Annotated in this window: 26 protein-coding genes; 14 read left to right on the top strand and 12 right to left on the bottom strand. The window is 27.6% G+C overall.

Features of this window, described 5'->3' with window-relative positions:
- Positions 1–291 (bottom strand): hypothetical protein (locus FGQ49_RS07240; protein WP_207669797.1); only part of this gene is annotated, 291 nt, incomplete at its 3' end.
- Positions 292–403: 112 nt separating this feature from the next.
- Here FGQ49_RS07240 and recD2 point away from each other — a divergent pair.
- The 8 genes from recD2 (at position 404) to lepB (ending at position 9,142) form a co-directional block, all read left to right on the top strand.
- Positions 404–2,617, top strand: coding sequence for an SF1B family DNA helicase RecD2 (gene recD2, locus FGQ49_RS07245; RefSeq protein ID WP_138269204.1), 2,214 nt, complete (start codon positions 404–406; stop codon positions 2,615–2,617).
- A 12-nt stretch (positions 2,618–2,629) separates the two neighbouring features.
- Positions 2,630–3,370, top strand: a complete 741-nt coding sequence (locus FGQ49_RS07250) for a ComF family protein (RefSeq protein ID WP_138269205.1) — start codon at positions 2,630–2,632, stop codon at positions 3,368–3,370.
- Between the two features lie 23 nt (positions 3,371–3,393).
- The gene (locus FGQ49_RS07255; protein WP_138269206.1) at positions 3,394–4,140 is read left to right on the top strand and encodes a ComF family protein; all 747 of its coding nucleotides are present in this window, start codon (positions 3,394–3,396) and stop codon (positions 4,138–4,140) included.
- An 18-nt stretch (positions 4,141–4,158) separates the two neighbouring features.
- On the top strand, positions 4,159–4,680 hold the full coding sequence (locus tag FGQ49_RS07260) for a ribosome hibernation promotion factor (RefSeq protein ID WP_138269207.1): 522 nt from the start codon (positions 4,159–4,161) through the stop codon (positions 4,678–4,680).
- Positions 4,681–4,846: 166 nt separating this feature from the next.
- Positions 4,847–7,144, top strand: a complete 2,298-nt coding sequence (locus tag FGQ49_RS07265) for a DUF5317 domain-containing protein (RefSeq protein WP_138269208.1) — start codon at positions 4,847–4,849, stop codon at positions 7,142–7,144.
- A 46-nt stretch (positions 7,145–7,190) separates the two neighbouring features.
- Positions 7,191–7,880 carry a tRNA threonylcarbamoyladenosine dehydratase gene (locus FGQ49_RS07270; RefSeq protein WP_138269209.1) on the top strand — a complete coding sequence of 230 codons (690 nt, stop codon included), beginning with the start codon at positions 7,191–7,193 and terminating at the stop codon, positions 7,878–7,880.
- A gap of 2 nt (positions 7,881–7,882) precedes the next feature.
- A complete protein-coding gene (locus FGQ49_RS07275) occupies positions 7,883–8,554 on the top strand; it encodes a uracil-DNA glycosylase (RefSeq protein WP_171020635.1) in 672 nt (223 codons plus the stop codon).
- Positions 8,555–8,623: 69 nt separating this feature from the next.
- Complete coding sequence (gene lepB / locus FGQ49_RS07280; RefSeq protein WP_138269211.1) at positions 8,624–9,142, top strand: signal peptidase I; 519 nt, start codon at positions 8,624–8,626, stop codon at positions 9,140–9,142.
- Between the two features lie 28 nt (positions 9,143–9,170).
- On the opposite strand, the gene FGQ49_RS07285 is transcribed toward lepB, so the two are convergent.
- Positions 9,171–9,953 (bottom strand): MBL fold metallo-hydrolase, encoded by a 783-nt coding sequence (locus FGQ49_RS07285; protein WP_138269212.1) that lies wholly within the window; start codon positions 9,951–9,953, stop codon positions 9,171–9,173.
- A 183-nt stretch (positions 9,954–10,136) separates the two neighbouring features.
- On the opposite strand from FGQ49_RS07285, the gene FGQ49_RS07290 reads away from it, so the two are divergent.
- From FGQ49_RS07290 to FGQ49_RS07315, 6 genes are all read left to right on the top strand, one after another.
- On the top strand, positions 10,137–10,631 hold the full coding sequence (locus FGQ49_RS07290; protein WP_138269213.1) for a hypothetical protein: 495 nt from the start codon (positions 10,137–10,139) through the stop codon (positions 10,629–10,631).
- A gap of 13 nt (positions 10,632–10,644) precedes the next feature.
- Positions 10,645–11,343, top strand: a complete 699-nt coding sequence (locus tag FGQ49_RS07295) for a response regulator transcription factor (protein ID WP_138269214.1) — start codon at positions 10,645–10,647, stop codon at positions 11,341–11,343.
- Positions 11,333–12,751, top strand: coding sequence for a sensor histidine kinase (locus FGQ49_RS07300; RefSeq protein ID WP_171020636.1), 1,419 nt, complete (start codon positions 11,333–11,335; stop codon positions 12,749–12,751). The genes FGQ49_RS07295 and FGQ49_RS07300 overlap by 11 nt, the downstream gene beginning before the upstream one ends.
- A gap of 14 nt (positions 12,752–12,765) precedes the next feature.
- Positions 12,766–13,686, top strand: a complete 921-nt coding sequence (gene epsC, locus FGQ49_RS07305) for a serine O-acetyltransferase EpsC (RefSeq protein WP_171020637.1) — start codon at positions 12,766–12,768, stop codon at positions 13,684–13,686.
- 88 nt (positions 13,687–13,774) lie between these two features.
- Positions 13,775–13,981 carry a DUF378 domain-containing protein gene (locus FGQ49_RS07310; RefSeq protein WP_207669798.1) on the top strand — a complete coding sequence of 69 codons (207 nt, stop codon included), beginning with the start codon at positions 13,775–13,777 and terminating at the stop codon, positions 13,979–13,981.
- A 109-nt stretch (positions 13,982–14,090) separates the two neighbouring features.
- Entirely contained in the window at positions 14,091–14,426 is a 336-nt protein-coding gene (locus FGQ49_RS07315; protein WP_138269217.1) for a DUF134 domain-containing protein, read from the top strand.
- 22 nt (positions 14,427–14,448) lie between these two features.
- Here FGQ49_RS07315 and FGQ49_RS07320 read toward each other — a convergent pair whose 3' ends face one another.
- From FGQ49_RS07320 to FGQ49_RS07365, 10 genes are all read right to left on the bottom strand, one after another.
- A complete protein-coding gene (locus tag FGQ49_RS07320) occupies positions 14,449–14,787 on the bottom strand; it encodes a histidine triad nucleotide-binding protein (protein ID WP_138269218.1) in 339 nt (112 codons plus the stop codon).
- Between the two features lie 11 nt (positions 14,788–14,798).
- Entirely contained in the window at positions 14,799–15,494 is a 696-nt protein-coding gene (locus FGQ49_RS07325) for an SDR family oxidoreductase (protein ID WP_138269219.1), read from the bottom strand.
- 6 nt (positions 15,495–15,500) lie between these two features.
- Positions 15,501–16,193, bottom strand: coding sequence for an IspD/TarI family cytidylyltransferase (locus FGQ49_RS07330; protein ID WP_138269220.1), 693 nt, complete (start codon positions 16,191–16,193; stop codon positions 15,501–15,503).
- A gap of 26 nt (positions 16,194–16,219) precedes the next feature.
- Positions 16,220–17,422: a CDP-glycerol glycerophosphotransferase family protein gene (locus FGQ49_RS07335; protein WP_138269221.1), complete on the bottom strand. Its 1,203-nt coding sequence runs from the start codon at positions 17,420–17,422 to the stop codon at positions 16,220–16,222.
- Between the two features lie 23 nt (positions 17,423–17,445).
- On the bottom strand, positions 17,446–18,831 hold the full coding sequence (locus FGQ49_RS07340) for an ABC transporter ATP-binding protein (RefSeq protein ID WP_138269222.1): 1,386 nt from the start codon (positions 18,829–18,831) through the stop codon (positions 17,446–17,448).
- Positions 18,832–18,840: 9 nt separating this feature from the next.
- Positions 18,841–19,668: an ABC transporter permease gene (locus FGQ49_RS07345; protein WP_138269223.1), complete on the bottom strand. Its 828-nt coding sequence runs from the start codon at positions 19,666–19,668 to the stop codon at positions 18,841–18,843.
- A 139-nt stretch (positions 19,669–19,807) separates the two neighbouring features.
- A complete protein-coding gene (locus tag FGQ49_RS07350) occupies positions 19,808–20,350 on the bottom strand; it encodes an NADH peroxidase (RefSeq protein ID WP_138269224.1) in 543 nt (180 codons plus the stop codon).
- A 71-nt stretch (positions 20,351–20,421) separates the two neighbouring features.
- Complete coding sequence (locus FGQ49_RS07355; RefSeq protein WP_207734419.1) at positions 20,422–20,820, bottom strand: Fur family transcriptional regulator; 399 nt, start codon at positions 20,818–20,820, stop codon at positions 20,422–20,424.
- A 258-nt stretch (positions 20,821–21,078) separates the two neighbouring features.
- Positions 21,079–21,531, bottom strand: a complete 453-nt coding sequence (locus FGQ49_RS07360; RefSeq protein WP_347559331.1) for a COG2426 family protein — start codon at positions 21,529–21,531, stop codon at positions 21,079–21,081.
- A gap of 106 nt (positions 21,532–21,637) precedes the next feature.
- The gene (locus FGQ49_RS07365) at positions 21,638–22,390 is read right to left on the bottom strand and encodes a M23 family metallopeptidase (protein ID WP_138269226.1); all 753 of its coding nucleotides are present in this window, start codon (positions 22,388–22,390) and stop codon (positions 21,638–21,640) included.
- Positions 22,391–22,564 lie beyond the last annotated feature (174 nt).

Consider the following 22,564-nt stretch of genomic DNA (forward strand, 5'->3'; position numbering starts at 1 on the left):
GTTATAAGAAAAGTTATTTTTCTCGTTTTCTTTCCCCTTATACATTGCATCATTTTCATAAACTTTCCATTCATCAATATCAAGTTTATCTATAAATGATATTATATCCTTCTTATCAGATATTGTTTTTACTTTATCATTTGTTTTAATATCAATAATATGGATATCTTCTATACTATAAAGAACTTCTTTATAGTCAATTACATTTGCACTTGATGAATCAATATTAAAAGAATAACAAAGGATAATTATAAACACCAAAACAAAAAACAAACTAATTATTTTTTTCATATCTTTCCCTCTATCAATGTATATTTTAATAATACCATAATATTAAATTTTTCAATAGACTTTATTTCTTTTTTAATTTAATATGATATAATTTTTTATAACGAGGTATGAAATGAGCGATAAAATAAGAGGAAAAATAGACAGGATAATTTATCATAATCCCGATAATTTATACACAATAGCTGATGTTGATTGTAACGGTATACTTGTAACCATAGTAGGTTATTTTGAAAATATTAAACCAGGGCTTGACATTGAAGCAAGTGGAGAATATACAAACCACATTAAATACGGAGAACAATTTAAAGTCGAAAGTATAGAAATCATAATACCAACTGATACAGACTCAATATATAATTATCTTGCAAGTGGAATGTTAAATGGAATCGGACCTAAAAAAGCAAAAGATATCGTAGAACATTTTGGTGAAGAAACCATGGATATATTGGAAAATGACCCTATTCGATTATGCGAAGTAAAAGGAATCGGAAAGAAAACAGCATTAATTGTAGGAATAGAATATAAAAATCAGTCAAATATGCGTGATGTAATAATGAAGCTTGCAAAATACAATATAAAACCAAACTATGCAAGAAAGCTTTATAGTGAGTACAAATCAGATACTTTAGCTATAATACAAACAAATCCGTATGCACTTATTGACGATGTTTACGGAATAGGTTTTAAAAGAGCAGATCAAATAGCAATGAGTGTAGGAATAGAACTTGAAAGCCCTTACAGAGTTATAAGCGGAATAAAATATGTTTTAAACAATTGTTATCAAGATGGAAATACATATATTTTAAAAGATGATTTAGAAGAAAAAACAGCCAGAATGCTCGGAGTCGATAAGGATATAGTAGATCATCATTTAAAAACACTATTTCTCGACGACAGCGTAATAATGGAAACAATAGATAACGAAGAAAGATGTTTTATAAAGCAGCTTTATGAAAGTGAATGCGAATGTGCAAAAAATCTTATGTACATAAACAGCTTTGAAGATATAAATAAACAAGAAATTGACTTTGATAGATTGATTGAAGGCTATGAAAAAAACAATAAGATTAAATTAGATAAAAACCAGATTGAAGCTGTAAAAACTTCTATAACTTCAAAAATTTCAATCATTACAGGTGGACCCGGAACAGGAAAAACAACAATAATTAATGCTATTATTTATATACTTGGAAGTATTGGGAAAAAATATACTTTAACTGCCCCAACAGGAAGAGCAGCAAAAAGAATGAGTGAATCCACCAAAAGTGAAGCAAAAACAATACATAGACTTCTTGAATATGAATACACACCACAGGAAGAACATTTTTTATCCTTTGGTAAAAACGAAGATAATCAAATAGACAGTGATTATATAATAATCGACGAAATGAGCATGGTTGACATAACGGTTTTTGATGCTTTCTTAAAAGCAGTAAAACCCAAGACATCTCTGCTTTTTGTGGGAGATATAGACCAGCTTCCATCAGTAGGCGCCGGAAACGTACTTGCAGATTTAATAAACTGCGATATATTCCCTGTAATAAAATTAAACACAATTTATAGACAAGATAAAGAAAGTCTTATCGTAACCAATGCACATAGAATAAACAAAGGACAGCTTCCTGTATTAAACAAAGAAGCAAAAGATTTTTATTTTATTAATACAATATCTCAAGAAAAAATTAAAAGAAATATATTAAATATAATATACAACTATAAAAATACACCTTTGAAAAATTATGATTTGTTAAAAGATTTTCAAATCATATCCCCTCTAAAAAAAGGACTTGCAGGAGTTAACGAACTTAATAAATCCGTCCAACAATTATTAAATCCGGAACATAAAGAAAAAAACGAATTAAATTTTGGACTTACCCTTTTTAGAGAAAATGACAGAGTAATGCAGATAAAAAACAATTACCAAATGAAATGGACAGATATTAACACTCTTAAAAAAGGTGAAGGTGTCTTTAACGGAGATATGGGAATAATCAAAAAAATAGATAAAGAGAAACAAACTCTTGAAATAGTATTTGATGAAGAAAAGAGAGTAACATATCAAAAAGATCAAATAGATGAACTAACACTATCTTATGCTATAACGGTACACAAAAGTCAAGGAAGCGAATTTAAGGCAGTAATAATTCCTATTTTCGGAGGATACAGCGGATTTTTAAACAGAAATTTACTTTATACGGCAATTACAAGAGCAAAAGAAATGGTGATATTAATCGGAGAAGTAAATGCACTTAAAAGCATGATTAAAAGTGCTTATAAAAATAAAAGAAAAACAATGTTAAAAGAAAGACTCAACGAATATTTATAAAAGGAATTTTAAATGGATATTTTAAATATTTTAAAAGAATCTTATAATAGATTTTTTTATCCTAAAACACCAAAATGCAGCGTATGCAATAGAATATTTTTAAACGAAAATAAAATATTCTGCGAAAAATGCAATAATAAAATTGAATGGATAAAAGGAAAAAGATGTGAAATTTGTTCGAGAGAACTCTCCCCTATTTCATATTCAAATTTATGTAAAAGCTGCGAAGAAGAAGACAATTATTTTACGCAAGGCTTTTCAATATGGAATTATGATAAATATTCAAAAAGAATAATAAAAAAAATTAAATATGGAGGGTGCGAAGGTCTTTGCTTAGAACTTGGAAACCTATTATATGAAAAAACAGATGAAGTGGATTTTCTATATGAAATAGACTTTATTATTCCAACTCCATCAGACAAAGAACGATTTAAACAAAGAGGATATAATCAAGCAAAGCTTATTGCAAAAGGCTTTTCAGAAAGTTCAAATATTCCAATGAAATCAAATATTGTAGTTAAGTCAAAAGCAACAAAAGATCAAATTGGTTTAAATGAAAAACAAAGAAAAGAAAATTTAAAAGGAGCTTTTGAAGTAACAAACAAAGATGAAATAAAAGATAAAAACATATTAATAATTGATGATGTTTTAACAACTTCATCTACAATAAACGAGATAAGTAAAGTACTAAAAGAAAACAAAGCAAAAAACGTTTATTTTCTAACCGTTTGTTCCAAAAAAAATATCAATTAAAACAATTAAAAAGTAGAAAATTTATGAAAACGTGTTATAATGTTAATATACTAATAAAAGAAACAATAAAAAAGTTTTTTTATCCAAACAATACAAAATGTTGTATTTGCGGTAAAATACTATTAAAAGAAGACAATATATATTGCATATACTGTAATGATAAATTAGAGTGGATTAAAGATAACAACAGATGCGAAAAATGCTCTAAAAAAATATATGAAAAAGGAATTTGTAGTAATTGCAAAAACGAAAATTATTCTTTTAAAAAAGGATATAGTTTATGGAATTACGGAAAATATTCAAAAAAAATAATAAGTAAAATTAAGAACGAAAAACATAAAGGTTTGTGCATTAGTCTTGGTAATATTTTATATGAAAAAACCAAGCACTTAGATTTTTTAAAAGAAGTAGATTTGATACTACCTGTGCCAATTCACACATCAAAATTAAAAAAACGTGGTTTTAATCAAGCTTATCTTATTGCAAAAGGCTTTAAAGACAATACAGATAAAGAGTTAAGGGATGATATAATTATAAAAACATTATCTACAAAAGAACAAAAAAATCTAAGTAAAACCAAGCGCAAAACAAATTTATGGGGTGCTTTTAAAATAAAGAAAGAAAATGAAATAAAAAACAAGAAAATTCTAATAGTTGATGACGTTTTTACAACAGGAAGCACCATAAATTTGTTAAGTGAAATATTATTATCAGCAGGTGCAAAAGAAGTTTATTTTTTAACTCTTGCAACCACTGAAAGCATTAATTAAAGAAACGAGGTAAAGATCATGAGAACTGACATTAAATTTAAAAATTATAATGGTGATTATGCTTTAATTGAAAAAGAAGCGGAAAAGAAGCTTGACAGATTAAGCAAATATTTCCCTAAAGATCCTAAAGCAATCATTATGATTAGCGAAGTAAGAGGCCTTGTTACAACTGAAATCACACTTACAGTTGATTCAACATTTTTAAGAGTTGAAGTATCAGACAGAGACGTTAGAAACGGAATTGATAAAGCCATTGAAAAACTTGAAGCTCAAATAAAGAAAAACAAAGATAAACTTAAAAAGAAATTAACGGACTCAATAAGATATGAAGAAGAGGAGGAAGAAATCGAACAAGATAATTCAAAGATCGTTAGAAGCAAAAAATTTGCAATAAAACCTATGCTTCCAGAAGAAGCAGCATTGCAAATGGAATTACTTGATCATGTATTTTTTGTATTCCTAAATGCAACAACTGATTCCGTTAATGTAATATATAAAAGAAAAGACGGTCAATATGGCTTAATAGAGCCTGAATTTTAGACTAAATTGTTAAAAACTATTGAATTTTCATTAAAAAAAATGTTAAAATGTAGTGTCTACGGTTTTACCCTTAGACACTACTATAATATTGTATGAAATATAAACGTTTTATAAATATTTTTTTAAGAAAAAACTTTAGCTTTTACAGTTAAGAAAGGAATTAATTATGTTTTTACTTGAAATCGCGATTATCTCCATAATAGTGGGACTGATAAGAAAAGGTAGTATAAAAAACTTTTTTGTGGGAGGACTTAGAGGTTGGTACATTTTTTTAGTATCAATAATTTTATTCATGTCACAAAAAGTTTTGGCATTGGCTGGAGTTACAGCTTTAAATGATTATGCTTTTTGGATAACAATAGTAGCATACATACTTTTATTTATCGGGCTATTCTTGAATCTAGAAGGAATATGGGTTTATGCACTTTTAATTGGGGCATTAATGAATTTTGTAATTATAGTTTTAAACGGAGGTTTAATGCCTGTAAGTGAATCAGCATTAAATATTGCCCTAGGAGATGCCGCAGCAACGTACACTGCAAATTTTGCCGCAACAATGTCCGTTGCAACTGATTCAACAATTTTTCTATGGAAATATTTAGGTGCAATTATTCCGTTACCATTACCTTCAATTTTTGCGGAAGTATTAACTCCTGGAACAATTATCATGGCAATTTCGTCATTTGGTTTCATTCAAAGTATTATGACAACAGAATATATGGATGAAGACGAATATGAACAATACATGAAAGAGTTAAGCAGTGAAGACAAAAAAGATGCTCCATTACTTGATGAAGCAAAAGAAGAAAAATATGATGATGAACCAGCAGATAATGAAATAGATTATACATCTATGGATAGTGATGACATTTTTGATAATGAAGCTAACGATAATGATGTTGAAGATACTACCGAAAACGTAAGTCTAGATGAAGAGTTAGAAGAATTATCAAATGAAGAACCGGAAGAAGAAACAGACTATTTTGCAGACTTCGATTTAGAAGATTTAAGAGATGATGAAGAAGAAACTAATGAAGATGATTTATCAGAAATTGAAGAAGAAGGCGCAAAATTAGAAGACGAAGATTTATTAAAAGAACTTGAAGACGAGTTTAATGCCGGTGAAGAAGAATTATTTGCTGAAGATGACTCTTTAGATTCTCTTATAGATGATGCATTATCAGAAGATGAACTTGATAATGAACAAGAAGAAGAACCTGAAGAAGTTGAAGAAGTAACCGAAGAAATTGAAGTTGATGATGATGAAAATGATTTAGATATTCCTCTTGAAGCCGCAGCATTGGCAGCAAATGAAGATACAAATGACAATAAAGATTCTGACCTTGAAGACTTATTAACAGAAGCCTTAGGCGATGATGAAGAAGATGAAGAAATTCAAGAATTATTAAATGAACTTAGAAGTCTTTCAGAAGATGATACAACAGCTGAAAATGACATTAAACAAAACGAAGAATCGTTAGATATCGCAGAAGATGAAAACGAAGAAGAAAATAATGAAGAAATTGATTATGATTTCTTTAAAGACGAAGATGAAAATGATAATGAAATAGAAGAAGTAACAAATGAAGATCTTTCTCAAACTGTTGAATATGAAGAAGATGAAGAACAAAAAGACATGTTAAGTGATGAAGATGAGGAAGTATCTACAGAAGAACCTATCGTTGCATCAAGAAATAATATTCAAGATGCAAAAGACTTCTTAAATAAAGTAGGAAAACAAAAACAAGAAAAAACAGCTGATCCTGTAAATCCAATGCCTGATGTAGATGTAGACAGTCCATTCATAATAACAGATGGAAGAATAGTTGAAAATCCTTATTATAAATTTAAAAAAGGAACAACTACAAGAAGAGAAGAAGCAGTGTCTTCACCTCAAATAGATGATAACGGAATTTACGTTATGAGTTCTGGAGAATTAGCAAAAGTAAAAGGCGGAAAAGTTCAACCTAAAATTCCACCAAAAGACGAAACAAAAACACAAGTAAAAAAGACTAATATCCCAAACATGACTTATACTCCTGGCTTTGATAAAGAAGAAGAAAAACCACAAAAAGAACAATATACTCCTATAACAACAAAGCTGGAAAAAGACGAAGAAAGAAAATCTTCAAAGATTCCTACTAATGATTATTCTTCAAGAATACCTATGGATAATCCTTACGATAATAAACAAGAAAAACAAACAAGACCAAAAAGACAATATAGAAGATATTCTCCAACATCAGAACAATTGGAAAGAGAACCTAATATGACAATCATAAATGACTCTTCAACAGGAAGAACAATAAAAAGAGACTCAAGATATCCAAGAGAAGAAGTTCTTCCAACATATAAAGACTCAGTCATTGATGAAAATGGAAAAGAAGTTCCAAATCCATATGAAAAAGTAGAAATGAAAATTGGAGATGTGGAAATAAAATTTTGGAAAAAAGATAATCAATAAAAAATAGCCACGGTATTCCCGTGGTTATTTTTATAAGGAGAAGAAAATGCGATTTTATAAAAACGAACTTCTTATAGGAAAAGAAAACGTCGAAATGTTAAAGAGCAAAAACGTTCTTTTAATTGGATGCGGAGGCGTTGGAGGTTACTGCGCAGAAGCATTAATAAGAAGTGGAATATATAATATAACAATAGTTGACAATGACAAAGTAGATATAACGAATTTAAACAGGCAAATTATAGCTTTAGAATCTACAATAGGTAAATATAAAGTTGATGTACTAAAACAGCGTATAATGGATATAAACCCCAATGCAAACGTAATTAAATTAAAGACTTTTATTAATAAAGAAAATATTCCTCAAATTGTAAACAATGAATTTGATTATGTTATTGATGCAATTGATTCAATGACAAGTAAGATTGATTTAATAGAATATTGTTATAAAAATAATATTAAAATTATCTCTTCAATGGGAATGGGAAACAGACTTTCCCCTGAAAATATTGTAATTACAGATATTTTTAAAACTAAGTATTGCCCAATGGCTAAAATAATAAGAAAAGAACTAAGGAAAAGAAATATAAAAAAACTTACAGTATGCTATTCAAAAAATGAAGTTAATAAAAAATATCAAACGCCATCAAGTATGATGTTTGCACCAAGTGTTTGCGGTATAACAATGGCTTATAAAGTTATAAATGATTTTATTAATGATAATAATGCGGAGGAATAAAAATGGCAATTGAATTTAAAAATGACTGGCAGGATTTATTAAAAGACGAATTTCAAAAAGACTATTATAAAGAAATAAGAAAAAAACTTGTTTATGAGTACAAACATTATAAAATTTATCCTGATATGTTTGACATATTCAATGCACTTCACTATACATCATATGAAGATACAAAAATATGTATTATAGGACAAGATCCATACCATGGAGTAGGACAAGCACATGGTTTGTCTTTTTCAGTCAGAAAAGGTGTAGCTCCTCCCCCTTCCCTACTTAACATATTTAAAGAACTTGAAGATGATCTTGGAATAAAGCGTCCGACAACAGGATGTTTAGAACCATGGGCAAGACAAGGAGTTCTTCTTTTAAATGCAGTATTAACGGTACGTGCAAACCATGCAGCAAGCCACAGAAATCTAGGCTGGGAAGAATTTACAGATAAAATAATATCTTTACTAAACGAAAGAGAAAAACCTCTTGTATTTATTCTTTGGGGAAACTTTGCAATTTCCAAAAAGAAACTTATAACAAATCCTAATCATTTAATACTAACAAGCCATCACCCAAGCCCTTTATCTGCTTCAAGAGGATTTTTCGGAAGCCATCCTTTTTCAAAAGCAAATAAATTTCTTATGGAACATGGTCAAACACCTATAGATTTTTCATTAGAATAACAAAAAAGCCTTTACAAATTAATTTATTAGAAGTATATTATACTAAGACTAATTTTTAGGGAGATAAAAATGGTAAAAGGTATAAAAGAAATTTTCAGCTGGGGATTAACAATATTAATTGCAATTATTCTTGCACTTGTAATAAGAACATTTATATTTGAACCTGTAATGGTTAAACAAACAAGCATGTATCCAACGTTAAATGATTCGGATAAAGTTATTGCAAGTAAGATTTCTTATATTATTTCTGATCCTCAGTTCCAAGATATAGCAGTAGTAAAAATTGATGAAAACAATGATTATGTAAAAAGAGTTATAGGACTTCCGGGAGATACTGTTGAAATTAAAAATTCTAAAGTTTATGTTAACGGAGAACAAATATATGAACCTTACATTTCAGAAGATTTGGTTTACGATGATTATCCTCTAACAACAGTACCTGAAGGAAAATATTTTGTTCTTGGAGATAATAGACCAAACTCAAAAGACAGCAGGTCTGCAGAAATAGGTTTTATTCCAAGAGAAAATTTTAAATCAAAAATAGTATTTAGAATTTTACCTTTCTCGGACTTTGGAAAGGTTGAATAAAAAAAAAGAGCTTTTATTAAGCTCTTTTTTATTTTATTGTCATATCTTCCCCAGGATTTGTAAAGAAATCTGTTGGAGGAAGTTCTCTTTCATATTTTTTAAATACTCTAAATGTATTATATAACCAATTACCTTTATCAAGATTTTTATCTGGTAAATGAACAATTATTACCCTTCTTGGATTAAGTCTGTTTATTATTTCTCTTCCTGCTTTTAAAGCAATATAAGGGAAAGGAGCAATTAAAACATCAACATCTTTTTCAAAAATTCCAGCTTCTTTAAAATTCTCAACAACAGGTGCACTATCCCCAAGATGCATAAAAGTCTTTCCACCAAATTCAAAATAATAAGCAAAGTTTTCTACATCTTCATAATTTTTACCGTCATGAGGTAAAGAAATAACTTCAAATGATACATTCTTGATACTTGCTAAAATTGATTTGAAAAAAGGAATTTCAAATTCGTGCACTTGAGAAACTATAATAGGATCAAAATTTGCACTTTCCTTTAATCTTTCCATAACAGTACAAGTACAAATAAGTTGTGTTAATCTGTTATTTTTTAAAATCTCACATACACAAGAAGCATCAAAATGTTCAATATGATGATGAGTAAAAACTAAAATATCTATTTTATCATATGGAGCAACTCCATCTATAATTTTTTGCATTGTTTCTTTTTTAACGCTAAAATAAGGTGGTACAGGTTTAATATGAACTCCATCAATTAAAATCTTTTTACCTTTATTTTCAAACAATACTCCCGCGTTAGCTATATATTCTATGGTTACATTTTTCTTATTAAATGCCATCAATACACTCCTAAATTATTTATTTAATTGTATTTATTATACATTGTTTTTTACTCATTCTCAAGTTAATATAATTTGTTTTTAATAATAAACAAATTTTAATCTAATATATTTGTATTATTATTTAATAAAATATGATTATATATTATAATTAAAATATATTTTAATTCAAAGAGGGAAAATATGAAGTTAGATGAAAATAAAATTGAAATGTTAAGAGATGCTACTGGCAGAGATTACGGTTTTTGCGAAAAGGCTTTAATACGTTCAAGAAATAATTATGAAAAGGCTTTAGAGTATATTATAAATTATGATGAAAGATATATAATAAGACTATATAAACATATTGTATCAATAAGTTTTGGAGAAAAAAGTTATCGTTTTAAAATTAATTATATGAATGAAAATATAATGGATATACCATTACTTCTACCTATATTAATTTGTATTATTGTTCCAATACCTTCAATTTTTATAGGTCTTTTCTTAGTATTTATAATGATAACAAATTCATCAATCACAATGGATTTAGTAAATAGTGAAGATGTTATTATTCCTTATAAACGAAATAAAATAAAAAAGAAAACAAATAAAAATATAAATAATGTAAATACATACGTTAATCATACAAAAATTTCAAAAGATGAAGATGGATTCAATATTATTGATATAATGTAACCAGGAGGAAAAAATGAACGAAATATTACTTATAGAAGACGAATTAAAAATCGCACGTTTTTTACAATTGGAACTGACACATGAGGGATATAACTTAACAATAGCTACAGAAGGAAGAGACGGGCTTATTAAAGCTATGGACGATAAATTCGACCTAATTATACTTGATTTAATGCTTCCTAATTTAAGCGGAATAGAGATTTGCAGAAGACTAAGATCAAATAACATTCAAACACCTATAATAATGCTTACAGCAAAATCAGATGTTTCAGATAAAGTTATGGGGCTTGATATAGGTGCAGACGATTATATGACTAAACCTTTTGCAATAGAAGAACTTCTCGCAAGAATAAGAAAAATTTTATCAAGATCAAAACGAGAAAATGAAAAAAAAGAAAAAGAAGCAATAATTAAAGCCGGTAAAATAGTTTTAAACAAAAATACTTATTCAGCACATTTTGACAATGAAGAAATATCCCTTACAAAAAAAGAATTTGAACTTTTAGAATATCTTATGATAAATAAAAATATAGTTCTAACAAGAGAGCAAATCGTTAGTAATGTATGGGGATATGATTATGAATCAGAAACAAATGTTACAGATGTATATATAAGATATTTAAGAAGTAAAATTGATCAAAAATACAACACACATTATATTAGAACAGTAAGAGGAATAGGCTATCAATTTAAAGATGATGATGAAGAATAGTAAAAAAGAGAAAAAAAGAAGGAGAAAAAATAGTCAGAGCATAAAGCAAAAAACGGCTCTATGGTATACATACCTTTATTTGGTAATTGCCGTAGTAGCTGTTATTGTGCTGTCTATTTCTCTTTTACAATCAACATATGATGAAGCATATAATGAAAGCAGTAAAATTAATAATACCGTTACAAAAATTTTAAAAAACGGAAGATTTGAAGATAAAAATTATATAATAGAAAATATTGAAAACATAGAAAAAAAATACAAACAATCAATAATATCAATTATAAATACAAACGGAGATTATTATCTTTTAGAAAAAAATGATAATATAGAAACATATATTAAAGATTTAAAATATAATTATTTATTTGAAGCCTTCCCAAGAATATCATTATTAAATAAAGGATATTTGGTTAGTTCAAGAGATATTAAGACAGATAACGGAATATATAAACTTCTTATTTTTTATTCCGCCAAACCTTTTATAGAAAGATTAACAACAGTAATTCCTCCTGTTTCTATTGTTCTATGTTTTGGTGCACTTATTATTCTTATTCTTGGAAGAATGAAACTAGGAAAAACTTTAGCTCCAATAAACCAAATGAACAGAACAACAAGAAAAATAACCGCAGAAAATCTAGATTTAAGACTTGATGTATCAGAAGCAGAATATGAACTTAAAGAACTTGCCAAAACAACAAACGAAATGATAGATTCATTCCAGGATGCATACGAAAAACAAGAAAGATTCGTTTCTGATGTTTCTCACGAACTTAGAACTCCTATTTCAGTTATTTCCGGATATGGTAACATGTTAAAACGCTGGGGTAAAAAAGATGAAGAAATTTTAGACGAAAGTGTTGATTCTATCATTTTTGAAGCTGAAAATATGAAAAATCTTGTTAACAGATTATTATTTTTAGCAAAATATGATAAAAAGAAAATAAACTATAATTTTGATAAAGTAAATTTAACAGACAGTGTAAATCTAATTATAAAAGATTTTACAATAACCCATCCTGATATTACATTTATAAATAATATAGATAAAAATATATATATAAATGCTGATGAGTTTAGGATAATAGAAGTAATTAGAATAATAATAGATAATGCAATAAAATATTCAAATAATAATGTTACATTAAAAATCAATTTACAAAGTAAAGACAATAATGCTATACTATCTATTAAGGATAATGGAATGGGCATAAAAGAAGAAGATTTAAAAAATATTTTTGATAGATTCTACAGAACAGATAAATCAAGAAATAAAGAAACAGGCGGAATGGGACTTGGACTTAGTATTGCAAAATCCATTATTCTGGACCATAAAGGTAAAATAAGAGTTAGGACTAAAGAAAATGTCGGTAGTGAATTTATAATAACATTACCTTTATTAGAAGAATAAAAAGGAGACATAATATGATAAACATGAAACAATGGCTTGAAACAAGAAGCAAGGAAATATCAAGTCAAGTTGTTGAAATCAATCAAAAAGAACTTACAGATGAAGGCATCAGCGGCTTTGGCATGAAATTAAAAGTTAACGAAATCATAAAGAATCTTGAAGCAGGACTCTTCCCTACCATATATGAAAAAGATTTGGATAATAATGAATTTATAAACATATATGTTAGAAAAAGATTAAATACTGCTGCAATGGAGCTTAACAGTATAATAAGAGAAGTCTACATAAACATGTGTGACAATGAAAATAAAAATAAAAATTGTACAAAATGTAAAGAAAAAGCTGATGAAGCAACCATTAAGTTTATGGAAAGCATACCAAAGGTAAGAGAGTATTTATCAACAGACATTGTAGCTGCTTATAACGGAGATCCTGCTGCTATGAGCATTGAAGAAATACTTTTAAGCTATCCTTACCTTGAAGCAATTACAATACAACGACTTGCACATGAGCTATTTAACTTAAAGGTACCTCTAATTCCAAGAATAATGACAGAATATGCACATACAAAAACAGGAATTGATATTCATCCAGGAGCACAAATAGGAAAATATTTCTTTATAGACCATGCAACGGGAGTTGTTATAGGAGAAACTTGCGTTATAGGCAATAATGTAAAACTTTATCAAGGAGTTACTCTTGGAGCAAAAAGTTTTGAACTTGATGAAAATGGTAACCCTGTAAAAGGAGTTAAACGTCATCCAAATATTGAAGATAACGTAATTATATATGCCGGAGCAACTATTCTTGGAGGCAGTACTACAGTTGGTGAAGGCTCTATAATCGGAGGTAATGTTTGGTTGACAACAAGTGTACCTAAGAATTCAAGAGTATATAACAATACACCTGATAATTTAATAGAAGTTGCAAAATAAGACTTGTATATTTTACAAGTCTTTTTTATTTAAAAATCATAAAATTTTCTTTTTGGGAAAAAATAAAATAGAAAATTTCTAAAAAGGAGTGAAAAAGATGAATAAGCTATTTTTATTATTAGTTATCATTGGTGCTATAAACTGGGGGCTTATCGGCTTTTTTCAATTTGATTTGGTTGGAGCATTATTTGGTGGTCAATCATCAATAGTAAGCAGAATAATCTTTGCTTTAGTTGGAATAAGCGGATTATATTCTCTAAGTTTCTTTAATAAAGTAGATAATAATATGGACTAATTATTTATATGTAAAGCTGACATAACGTCAGCTTTTATTTTACATAAATATTGACAAAAAAATAAATCCTATTTAATATTATATATAAATAAATTAAGGACGTGAAAAAATGCCAAGACCTACAAAATGCAAAAATGTTTGCAAAATGCCTATATCAAATACTTTTATATCACAAAACAATAATAGCGAAACAACAACTTTGACAGTAGAAGAATATGAAGTAATAAGACTTATGGACAACGAAAATTTTTCACAAGAACAATGTGCAAAATGGATGAATGTTTCAAGAGCAACTATTCAAATATTATATACAAATGCCAGAAAAAAAATTGCTAACTTTTTAACAAAAGGTGGAAAGCTAATTATTGATGGCGGTAATTATAAAATATGTGATTGTAACAGCGAAGAATGCAACTGTACAAATTGTAACTGCCATAAAAAATAAAAGAGCATATAAAATGCTCTTTTTAAGCTTCCCAAGATAATTTTTTTCCTGCTAATAAATGGAAATGTAAGTGATGAACACTTTGACCTCCATCTTCACCGCAGTTATTTATAATTCTAAATCCTTTTTCATCAAAGCCCTGATCTTTCGCAATTTTTTTACATACTGCAAAAATATGATTAATTATCTTATCTTCGTCATCAACATCTAAAATAGATGAATAATGTTTTTTGGGAACTACCAAAGCATGAAAAGGTGCAATAGGTTCGATATCTTTAAATACATATACAAGTTCATCTTCATAAACTTTAGTTGAAGGAATTTCACCTGCTATTATTTTACAAAAAAGACAATCACTCATTTTATTACCCCCTATTTTTGTCTTACAATAATATCTTGTCCATCTAAACAGTTTTCTCCTGTTCTTAACAAGTTTGCAATTACTTCCGCAACATCTTCAGGTTGCATTATTGTTGTTGGATCTTCTTCTGGAGCTAAAATCCTTCTAAGCTCAGTAGCACATCTTCCAGGAGAAATACAATAAACTTTAATTTTATAATCTCTAAGTTCATCAGCTAATGTTTTAGAAAGAGATATTACTCCGGCTTTTGCAGCTGCATAAGCCACCCAACCAGGTCTTGAAGTAGATCCTGCTGTTGAAGCTATATTTAAAATTTTAGCGTCTTTACCTTTCATATATCTCACACATGCTCTAATCATTACAAGCATAGAAACAGTATTGATTGTAAATGTTCTTTCGAAATTATCATTTGTCGTATCAAGTAAAGCTGTAGGATTTACAAAACCAGCTCCATTTATAAGTAAGTCTATAGAACCAAATTGTTTATAAATTTCATCGACTTTTTTATCAATTCCATCCAAATCCATCATATCATTAGGTAAAACCATAACATTACATTTAGGATTCATCATTTCTTTTGTTTTATTTAAATTATCAACATTTCTTGCCATTAAGACAATGTTATCTATACCTTCTTCATTACTCATTTTTATAGCTGTAGCTCTACCTATACCTTGACTTGCTCCAGTAATAATACATGTTTTCATTTTATATTATTCCTTTCCTACTATAAATTCTTTATATATCTGTTCACATGTTACCAAATCAACAGGCGTAGTTATTTTTATATTGTATAAAGAACCTGGTAAAACTTTAATTTTTTTATCAGGATTATAATGATAGAATAAAGATGCATCTTCTGTAAAAAATAATTCTTCTTCTCTTGCTTTTTCGTGAGCTTCAAGTAATAATTTTAATTCAAATTTATGTGGAAGCTGAACATTTACAAGCTCATCTCTTACCAAATTTTCAGATATAAAATTATCTTTTTGTTTTAAAACTGTAAAAGGGATATCTAGTCCATAAATTGCATTATCATTTTCATCATTAATTAATTCTTCATATTCCTTTTTACTTACAAAAGGTCTTACCGCTTCATGAACAATAACACTGTCTACATCTTCAAGATATTTACATCCTATATATGTTGATTCCTGTCTACTTTTACCACCTTCAACACATAAAATATTTTTTTGAATGTTGTGGTTAAAAATTAATCTTTGCATTTCTTCAATATGTTCTTTAGGCGAACAAATAACAACCTTTTCTATTTCTTCAATTTTTTCAATTTTTTCAAGCACATGAAGAATAATAGGTTTTCCTCCAAGTAATAAAAACTGTTTGGGTACAGGTCTCCCCATTCTTTTACCTATACCACCGGCTAAAATGATCATTCCTGTTGACATTTTAACTCCTCCTTAAAAGTATAATTTTATTTTATAATATTAGGTTTAATTAATTCATTTACAAATCTTTCACTGGCTTTACCATCAGCAACTTCAAATGTTTGATTTTTAAAATCTTTTACTTTATCCATTTCAAAATTACCATTTTTTATATCCATTGCCATAGATATGGTATCAGTATAAACTTTTCCTGGAAGATCTTTATGAAAATCTATATAAAAACCTCTTTCATCAATATAATCATAGTAATCACTTGCAAAAAACATCATAGGTCTTTCAAGTAAAGAATATTCAAATATTGCAGATGAATAATCTGTAATCATTATATCACTTATCATCATTAATTCATTTATATCAGGATAATCGCTTACATCAAACAAGAAACCTTTTAAATCATCATTAATCTTATATTTTTCCGTTATCCATGGATGAAGTTTTAATAATATAATATATTTTTCACCTATATTTTCTTTCATAACAGAAAAATCTAAATCATCTTTAAAATATGCATCTGTTTTATGTTCACCTCTAAATGTAGGCGCATATAATATAATTTTTTTATCTTTTGGAAGATTATACATATTACATACTTTTTCAGGTAGCATACTTTTTAATTCTTCGTTAAAAAAAACATCTGTTCTAGGTATACCAATATTAGTAACAAATTTATCCATTCCCACATTAAAAGCTTCAGCATAAAATTTTGCATTATACTGACTACCCATCAAGCAATAAGTATAATTTGTATGAATTGGGCTGATTTCAAGATCCTTTTTACTAATACCAAAATTTCTATCTAAAACACTATAACCAACTTTCTTAAATCCACCACTTGCATGCCAAACTTGTATTACAACTGTTTTCTTCTTGGTTTTAATAACATACAAAGGAAAATAATGGGCATCTAAAATAATAAAATTTGCAGTTGCCATATGATATTCTGATAACATATTTTTAAGTAAATATTTAATCTGGTTTTTTAAACCTTTTTTTCCTGCAATATTAAACATACATACAGTTTTTAAATTTAAATTTTGCCTTTTTATTTCATCATAAATATATTTAGGATTTCTATCCAATTTATCTGTATTATTAGCAACAAAAACAACCTTTTTTTGTATAGGTAAAATATATGAAATATAAAAAGATGCTCTTAATAAAAATTTTGCTGTTCTTCTTTTTAAACTTTGTCCTTTGGTTATTGATTTTTGTTCAACTTTATTAGACATAATGTTTATTCCTCTTTATATAACTATAATTTAAACATATTCTCAATGAACTCGTCAGTCAAGGTTCCGTTATTCTTTCGTTCTTCGAGTAACAATTCATCTTTCATAGTCTTATACGGTATTTCATAAACACCATCACCATGATAATCTTTACTATTAATTATTAATCTTCTTATAGTAGCAAATTTAAAATGAAGACCTGCTTCATTATTCCATAATTCACCAGCCACTCTATAAGTTCCCGGAAGTAATTTTAAATTTGGTAAAATAATTCTATATACATGTCGTCCCATTGAAGATTCAACTGTATTATCTGCATTTTGCTTACTTGTTGCAAAAATAACTCTGTCTTCGATATCTCTAATAGAAAAAGAAGCAACTAAATCATTTTCTATTTCTTTTTTAACTTCATATTCAACTTCAAAAACCAAAGATGATCCATATTGAAATCTCATTCTATTATTCAAATCAACATCTGTGTTTATAAATCTCGTTTTTATTACTTCTAAAATATCTTTTTTTTCAAAAATTTCATTTTCTTTTTCCTGGCTTTCTCTTTCTTGAATCCTCTTTTTTGTCCTTACTTCTTTTAAATAGTCCTCGTAAAGTTTCGTTACCATATCGGTATCACCTTTAGCCATTAGTTCCCCATCTTTTATCCACATAGCTTTCGTACAAAACCCACGAATAGTAAATAAACTATGACTTACAAAAAGAATTGTTTTCCCTTGTTTTCTAAACTCTTCAATTTTTGATAAACATTTTAATTTAAAAGTATCATCCCCTACTGCCAAAGCTTCATCAACTATTAATATATCAGGTTCAACATTTACACTTATTGCAAAACCAAGTCTTGACTTCATACCGGAAGAATAAGTTCTTACAGGCTGATATAAATGATCTCCTATATCTGCAAACTCAATTATATCCGGAATTCTTTTTTCCATTTCATCCAAAGGAATTCCAAGAGTAGTTGCTTTCAAAAATATATTTTCATATCCCGTAAGTTCTTTATCGAATCCTGATGTAAGCTCTAACAATGCTGAGATTCTACCATGAACTTCTATATTTCCTTTTGTGGGAGTAACAACTCCTGTAATCATTTTTAGTAAAGTAGATTTACCAGAACCATTTACTCCAAGTATACCAATTGTTTCACCTTTCGGGAACTTGACATTAATATCTTTTAAAGCATAAAACTCACCATATTTAACTTTATCTGAAAAAGCATTAACAACTCTATGCCAAGCCTTTTTATATATTTTATACATCTTTGTAACATTATTAACGCTAACAGCAACATTTTCATCCGGAATATTATCAGGCCAATCTTTTAACATAGTTGCTTTCATTTCATCTGTAATTTCTATATTAACATCAACTGAATTTCTTGTAAATTTTTTTGCCATAATACCCTCCTATAATACATCCGAAAACTCATTATGGAGTTTTTTGTAAAGATATGCAGTTAACAATGTAAATAATAAAGTAAATACTAGCATATATATCGTATATGCAGGTCTTTCAAAAAACCATGTTTTAAATAAAAACGTATCTCTATATCCTTGTATAAAATAATAAAAAGGATTAAGTTTAAGTATTTTAAATAATAAAGACCCTTCTGCTAATTTTGATGGTGCCCAAACAACTGGAGATAACCAGAAAAAAATCATTGTTGTTGATTTTATAAGTTGTTCAAAGTCTCTGCTTATTACAGATAAAGTTGATAAAAAGGTACATAACACACAACTAAAAAAGAATAAAAAGCCGGTATAATATATAATCTGAAAATAATATATATTTGGATAATATCCGCAAATAAAAAGTACTATAAATACAAGAACTAATAGTATTAAATGCGTAAAAAATAACGACATTACATTATATATAGGAATTGTTTCTATAGGAAACACAACCTTTGTAACCAAATAACTATCTCTTCTAATAGAAGAAATACCTATATGCATAACATCGTTAATATAAAACCAAGCTATTATACCTGCCATTAACCAAAAAATAAAAGGAATATTACCATCCATTGGTTTTCCTCCTCTTATGCCGATTTGAATACCAAACCAATATACAAAAATAAATAATATAGGTTTTACAAGTGACCACCCCACACCTAATGCTGACCCTGAATATCTTTTTTTAAGGGTCATTTTAGCCATTGCCATAGATTTTTTTCTGTTTTTAATATTCAATTTAAATATTTCAATAAAACTAATAATTGCTTCTTTTAACATTATTATAATTCCTCACGATAAATTTATTTTTTACCATAATTTATCTAATTATAATACTATAACTATAAAAAAAAGTCAAATTGACAATAATTTTAACATAAAAAAAAGCCTTATAAAAAGGCTTTTTTTATGTATTTTATTAACCAAAATATCTTTGAAGTAATCCTTCAAAAGCTTTACCATGTCTAGCTTCATCTCTAGCCATTTCATGAACTGTATCATGAATTGCATCAAGATTAGCTTCTTTAGCTCTTTTAGCTAAATCAAATTTACCTGCTGTTGCACCATTTTCAGCTTCAACTCTCATTTCAAGGTTTTTCTTTGTGCTGTCTGTTACAACTTCACCTAATAATTCTGCAAATTTAGCAGCATGTTCAGCTTCTTCATAAGCAGCTTTTTCCCAGTAAAGACCGATTTCTGGATAACCTTCTCTGTGAGCAACTCTTGCCATTGCAAGATACATACCTACTTCTGAACATTCTCCTTCAAAGTTTGCTCTTAAATCAGCAATAATATCTTCGCTTACACCTTTAGCAACACCAACAACGTGTTCAGCAGCCCATTCTCTTTCTCCGCTCATTTCCTTAAATTTTTCTGCAGGAACATGGCATTGAGGACATTCTGCTGGAGGATTTTCTCCTTCATGAACATAACCACATACTGTACATACCCATTTTTTCATAATTAATTATCTCCTTTTATATATATTTATTTTATTTTTTATTTAAATAGTTTTTTAACTATTATAAGCTTTTACATTTCTACAACAAGTCTTTGATTATCATCAAACCCGTTATTTTCTTTTATTTCTTTTAAACTTTTTTCTATATTGTTGCAATGTTCTTCATCAAAGTAATCCATAATTTCATTTGTTTTTGTATTATATACATGAATGTGAAACTTTGTATTTGCATCAAAACGCATCATATTATTTTCATCATCTCTAACTTTTATTATCACTCCATTTTCAACAAATGCATCTAAAATATTATAAACTGTTGCAAGAGAGAATTTATTTCCCAAAGAATTTAAATGTTCTTTTACCATATCAGCACTTGGGTGTTCTTTACTTGACATAAGATATTCTAAAACTGCAATTCTATTTGGAGTTGCTTTTAACCCATGACTTCTTATGATTTCTTTTAAATCCATATTTTTAATTTTCTCCCCTTTCTTATTTAAATTGGAATGATTATAATTTAATTATATATATATAATTTATTTTGTCAATACTTTTTTTATTTTTATATAATATTTTTTTATATATTTAATATTAAATAACTTTTTATCGTTAAAATTTATTGATTTTGTATATAATGTTATAAAATAATTATCTATCATAAAAAAAACAGATATTTAAAAAAAAGTAAACATCTGAATTTCAAATATTTCCCTAATACAATTTTGCATTTACACAATTGTAGTAACACCAAAAGTTAACAATGTAATAATAAAACCAGCAGTTAACACCCCTGCAAAAATAGGTAAGATTGCATCTTTTAATCTAATATCTAAAAATGCAGCAACTAAAGCTCCCGTCCATGCACCTGTACCGGGAAGAGGTATCGCAACAAAAATAAAAAGTCCTAATTTTTGATATTTTTTTACCTTTTCTCCCTTTAAATGAGCTTTATTTTCAAGTTTATCTACCATATCATTTAATTTAGGCATATATTTTCTAATAAAAGAAAAAATTCTTCTTATAAACAAAATTATAAAAGGCACAGGTATAAGGTTTCCTATTACGGCAGCAATATATGCTTCAAGTAATGAAAGCCCCGATGCAACACCAATGGGAAGTCCACCTCTAAGCTCTATAATAGGTATCATAGATATAAACAATGTATAAAAAAAACTTTTCAATTTTTACCACCCAATATATTATATTTCTTATAAATAATATATTATATAAAATAAAATGTCAATTAAATAAAAGCGATACGTTATAATTATTGTACCGCTTTTTATATTATTTTAATAATGTAGAAGGATTAATATTATCTGCACCTTGTTTTACTTCAAAATGTAAATGATAATCGTCAGCTATTTCAAACGAAGAACTTTTCCCAACAGTTCCTATAACTTCACCTTTATTTATTATATCTCCTTTTTCAACATTTAACTTCTTATTTAAATTTGAATAAATACTGTATAAATTATTCCCATGGTCTATTTCAACACTATACCCTAGCCTTTCATCATAATATACTCTTTTCACCTTTCCATACAAGATACTTTTTACATTTTCATTTTTATTTGATTTTAAATCAATTCCTTTATGATCAGATATATACTCTTGTAAAGTATTTGAATATACAGGAGTTGTATTATAGCTATAATCCATAATTATTTCTGCACTTTGTACTGGACGCGAAATATTTGATAAATCTAATTTAGCAGTATTTAAAACATCTTTTGTTTTTTCATTTTCTTCAACGTCAATATTTTCATCATCTTTTGTCTCTTCTGTTTTATCTTCATTATTTATATTTAATGATTCACTGCTTTTATTTTTATTACTTCCTTTATTTAACTCTTCATTCATAACGGACTTTTCTTCTACTCTATCATCGCCCACATCAGCAACATTTAAATTACTTTTGTTTATAATACCTCCAAACATTACTCCTAAAATAAGCATCACGGAAAAAGCAACACATATTTTTGAAAGAAACTTTTCTTTTTGCCCCATTTTAATTTTTTTTCTTATTCTTTTTTTCACCTTATAAATCCTCCCGGCATCAATGTCTTTTTATATATTTTTATTATTGCCAAAGAATACTTCTTTAAACATTATTTATTCACTTATAAAACATAAAAAAATTCGTTTAAAAAAATTTCTTTTAAAATGTAAATAAGAAAAAATACTTTTAAAATAAGGTTTTTTGGTGTATAA

Origin of the sequence: Anaerofustis stercorihominis (assembly GCF_005844425.1) — a bacterium.
In the GTDB taxonomy this organism is placed as follows: domain Bacteria; phylum Bacillota; class Clostridia; order Eubacteriales; family Anaerofustaceae; genus Anaerofustis; species Anaerofustis butyriciformans.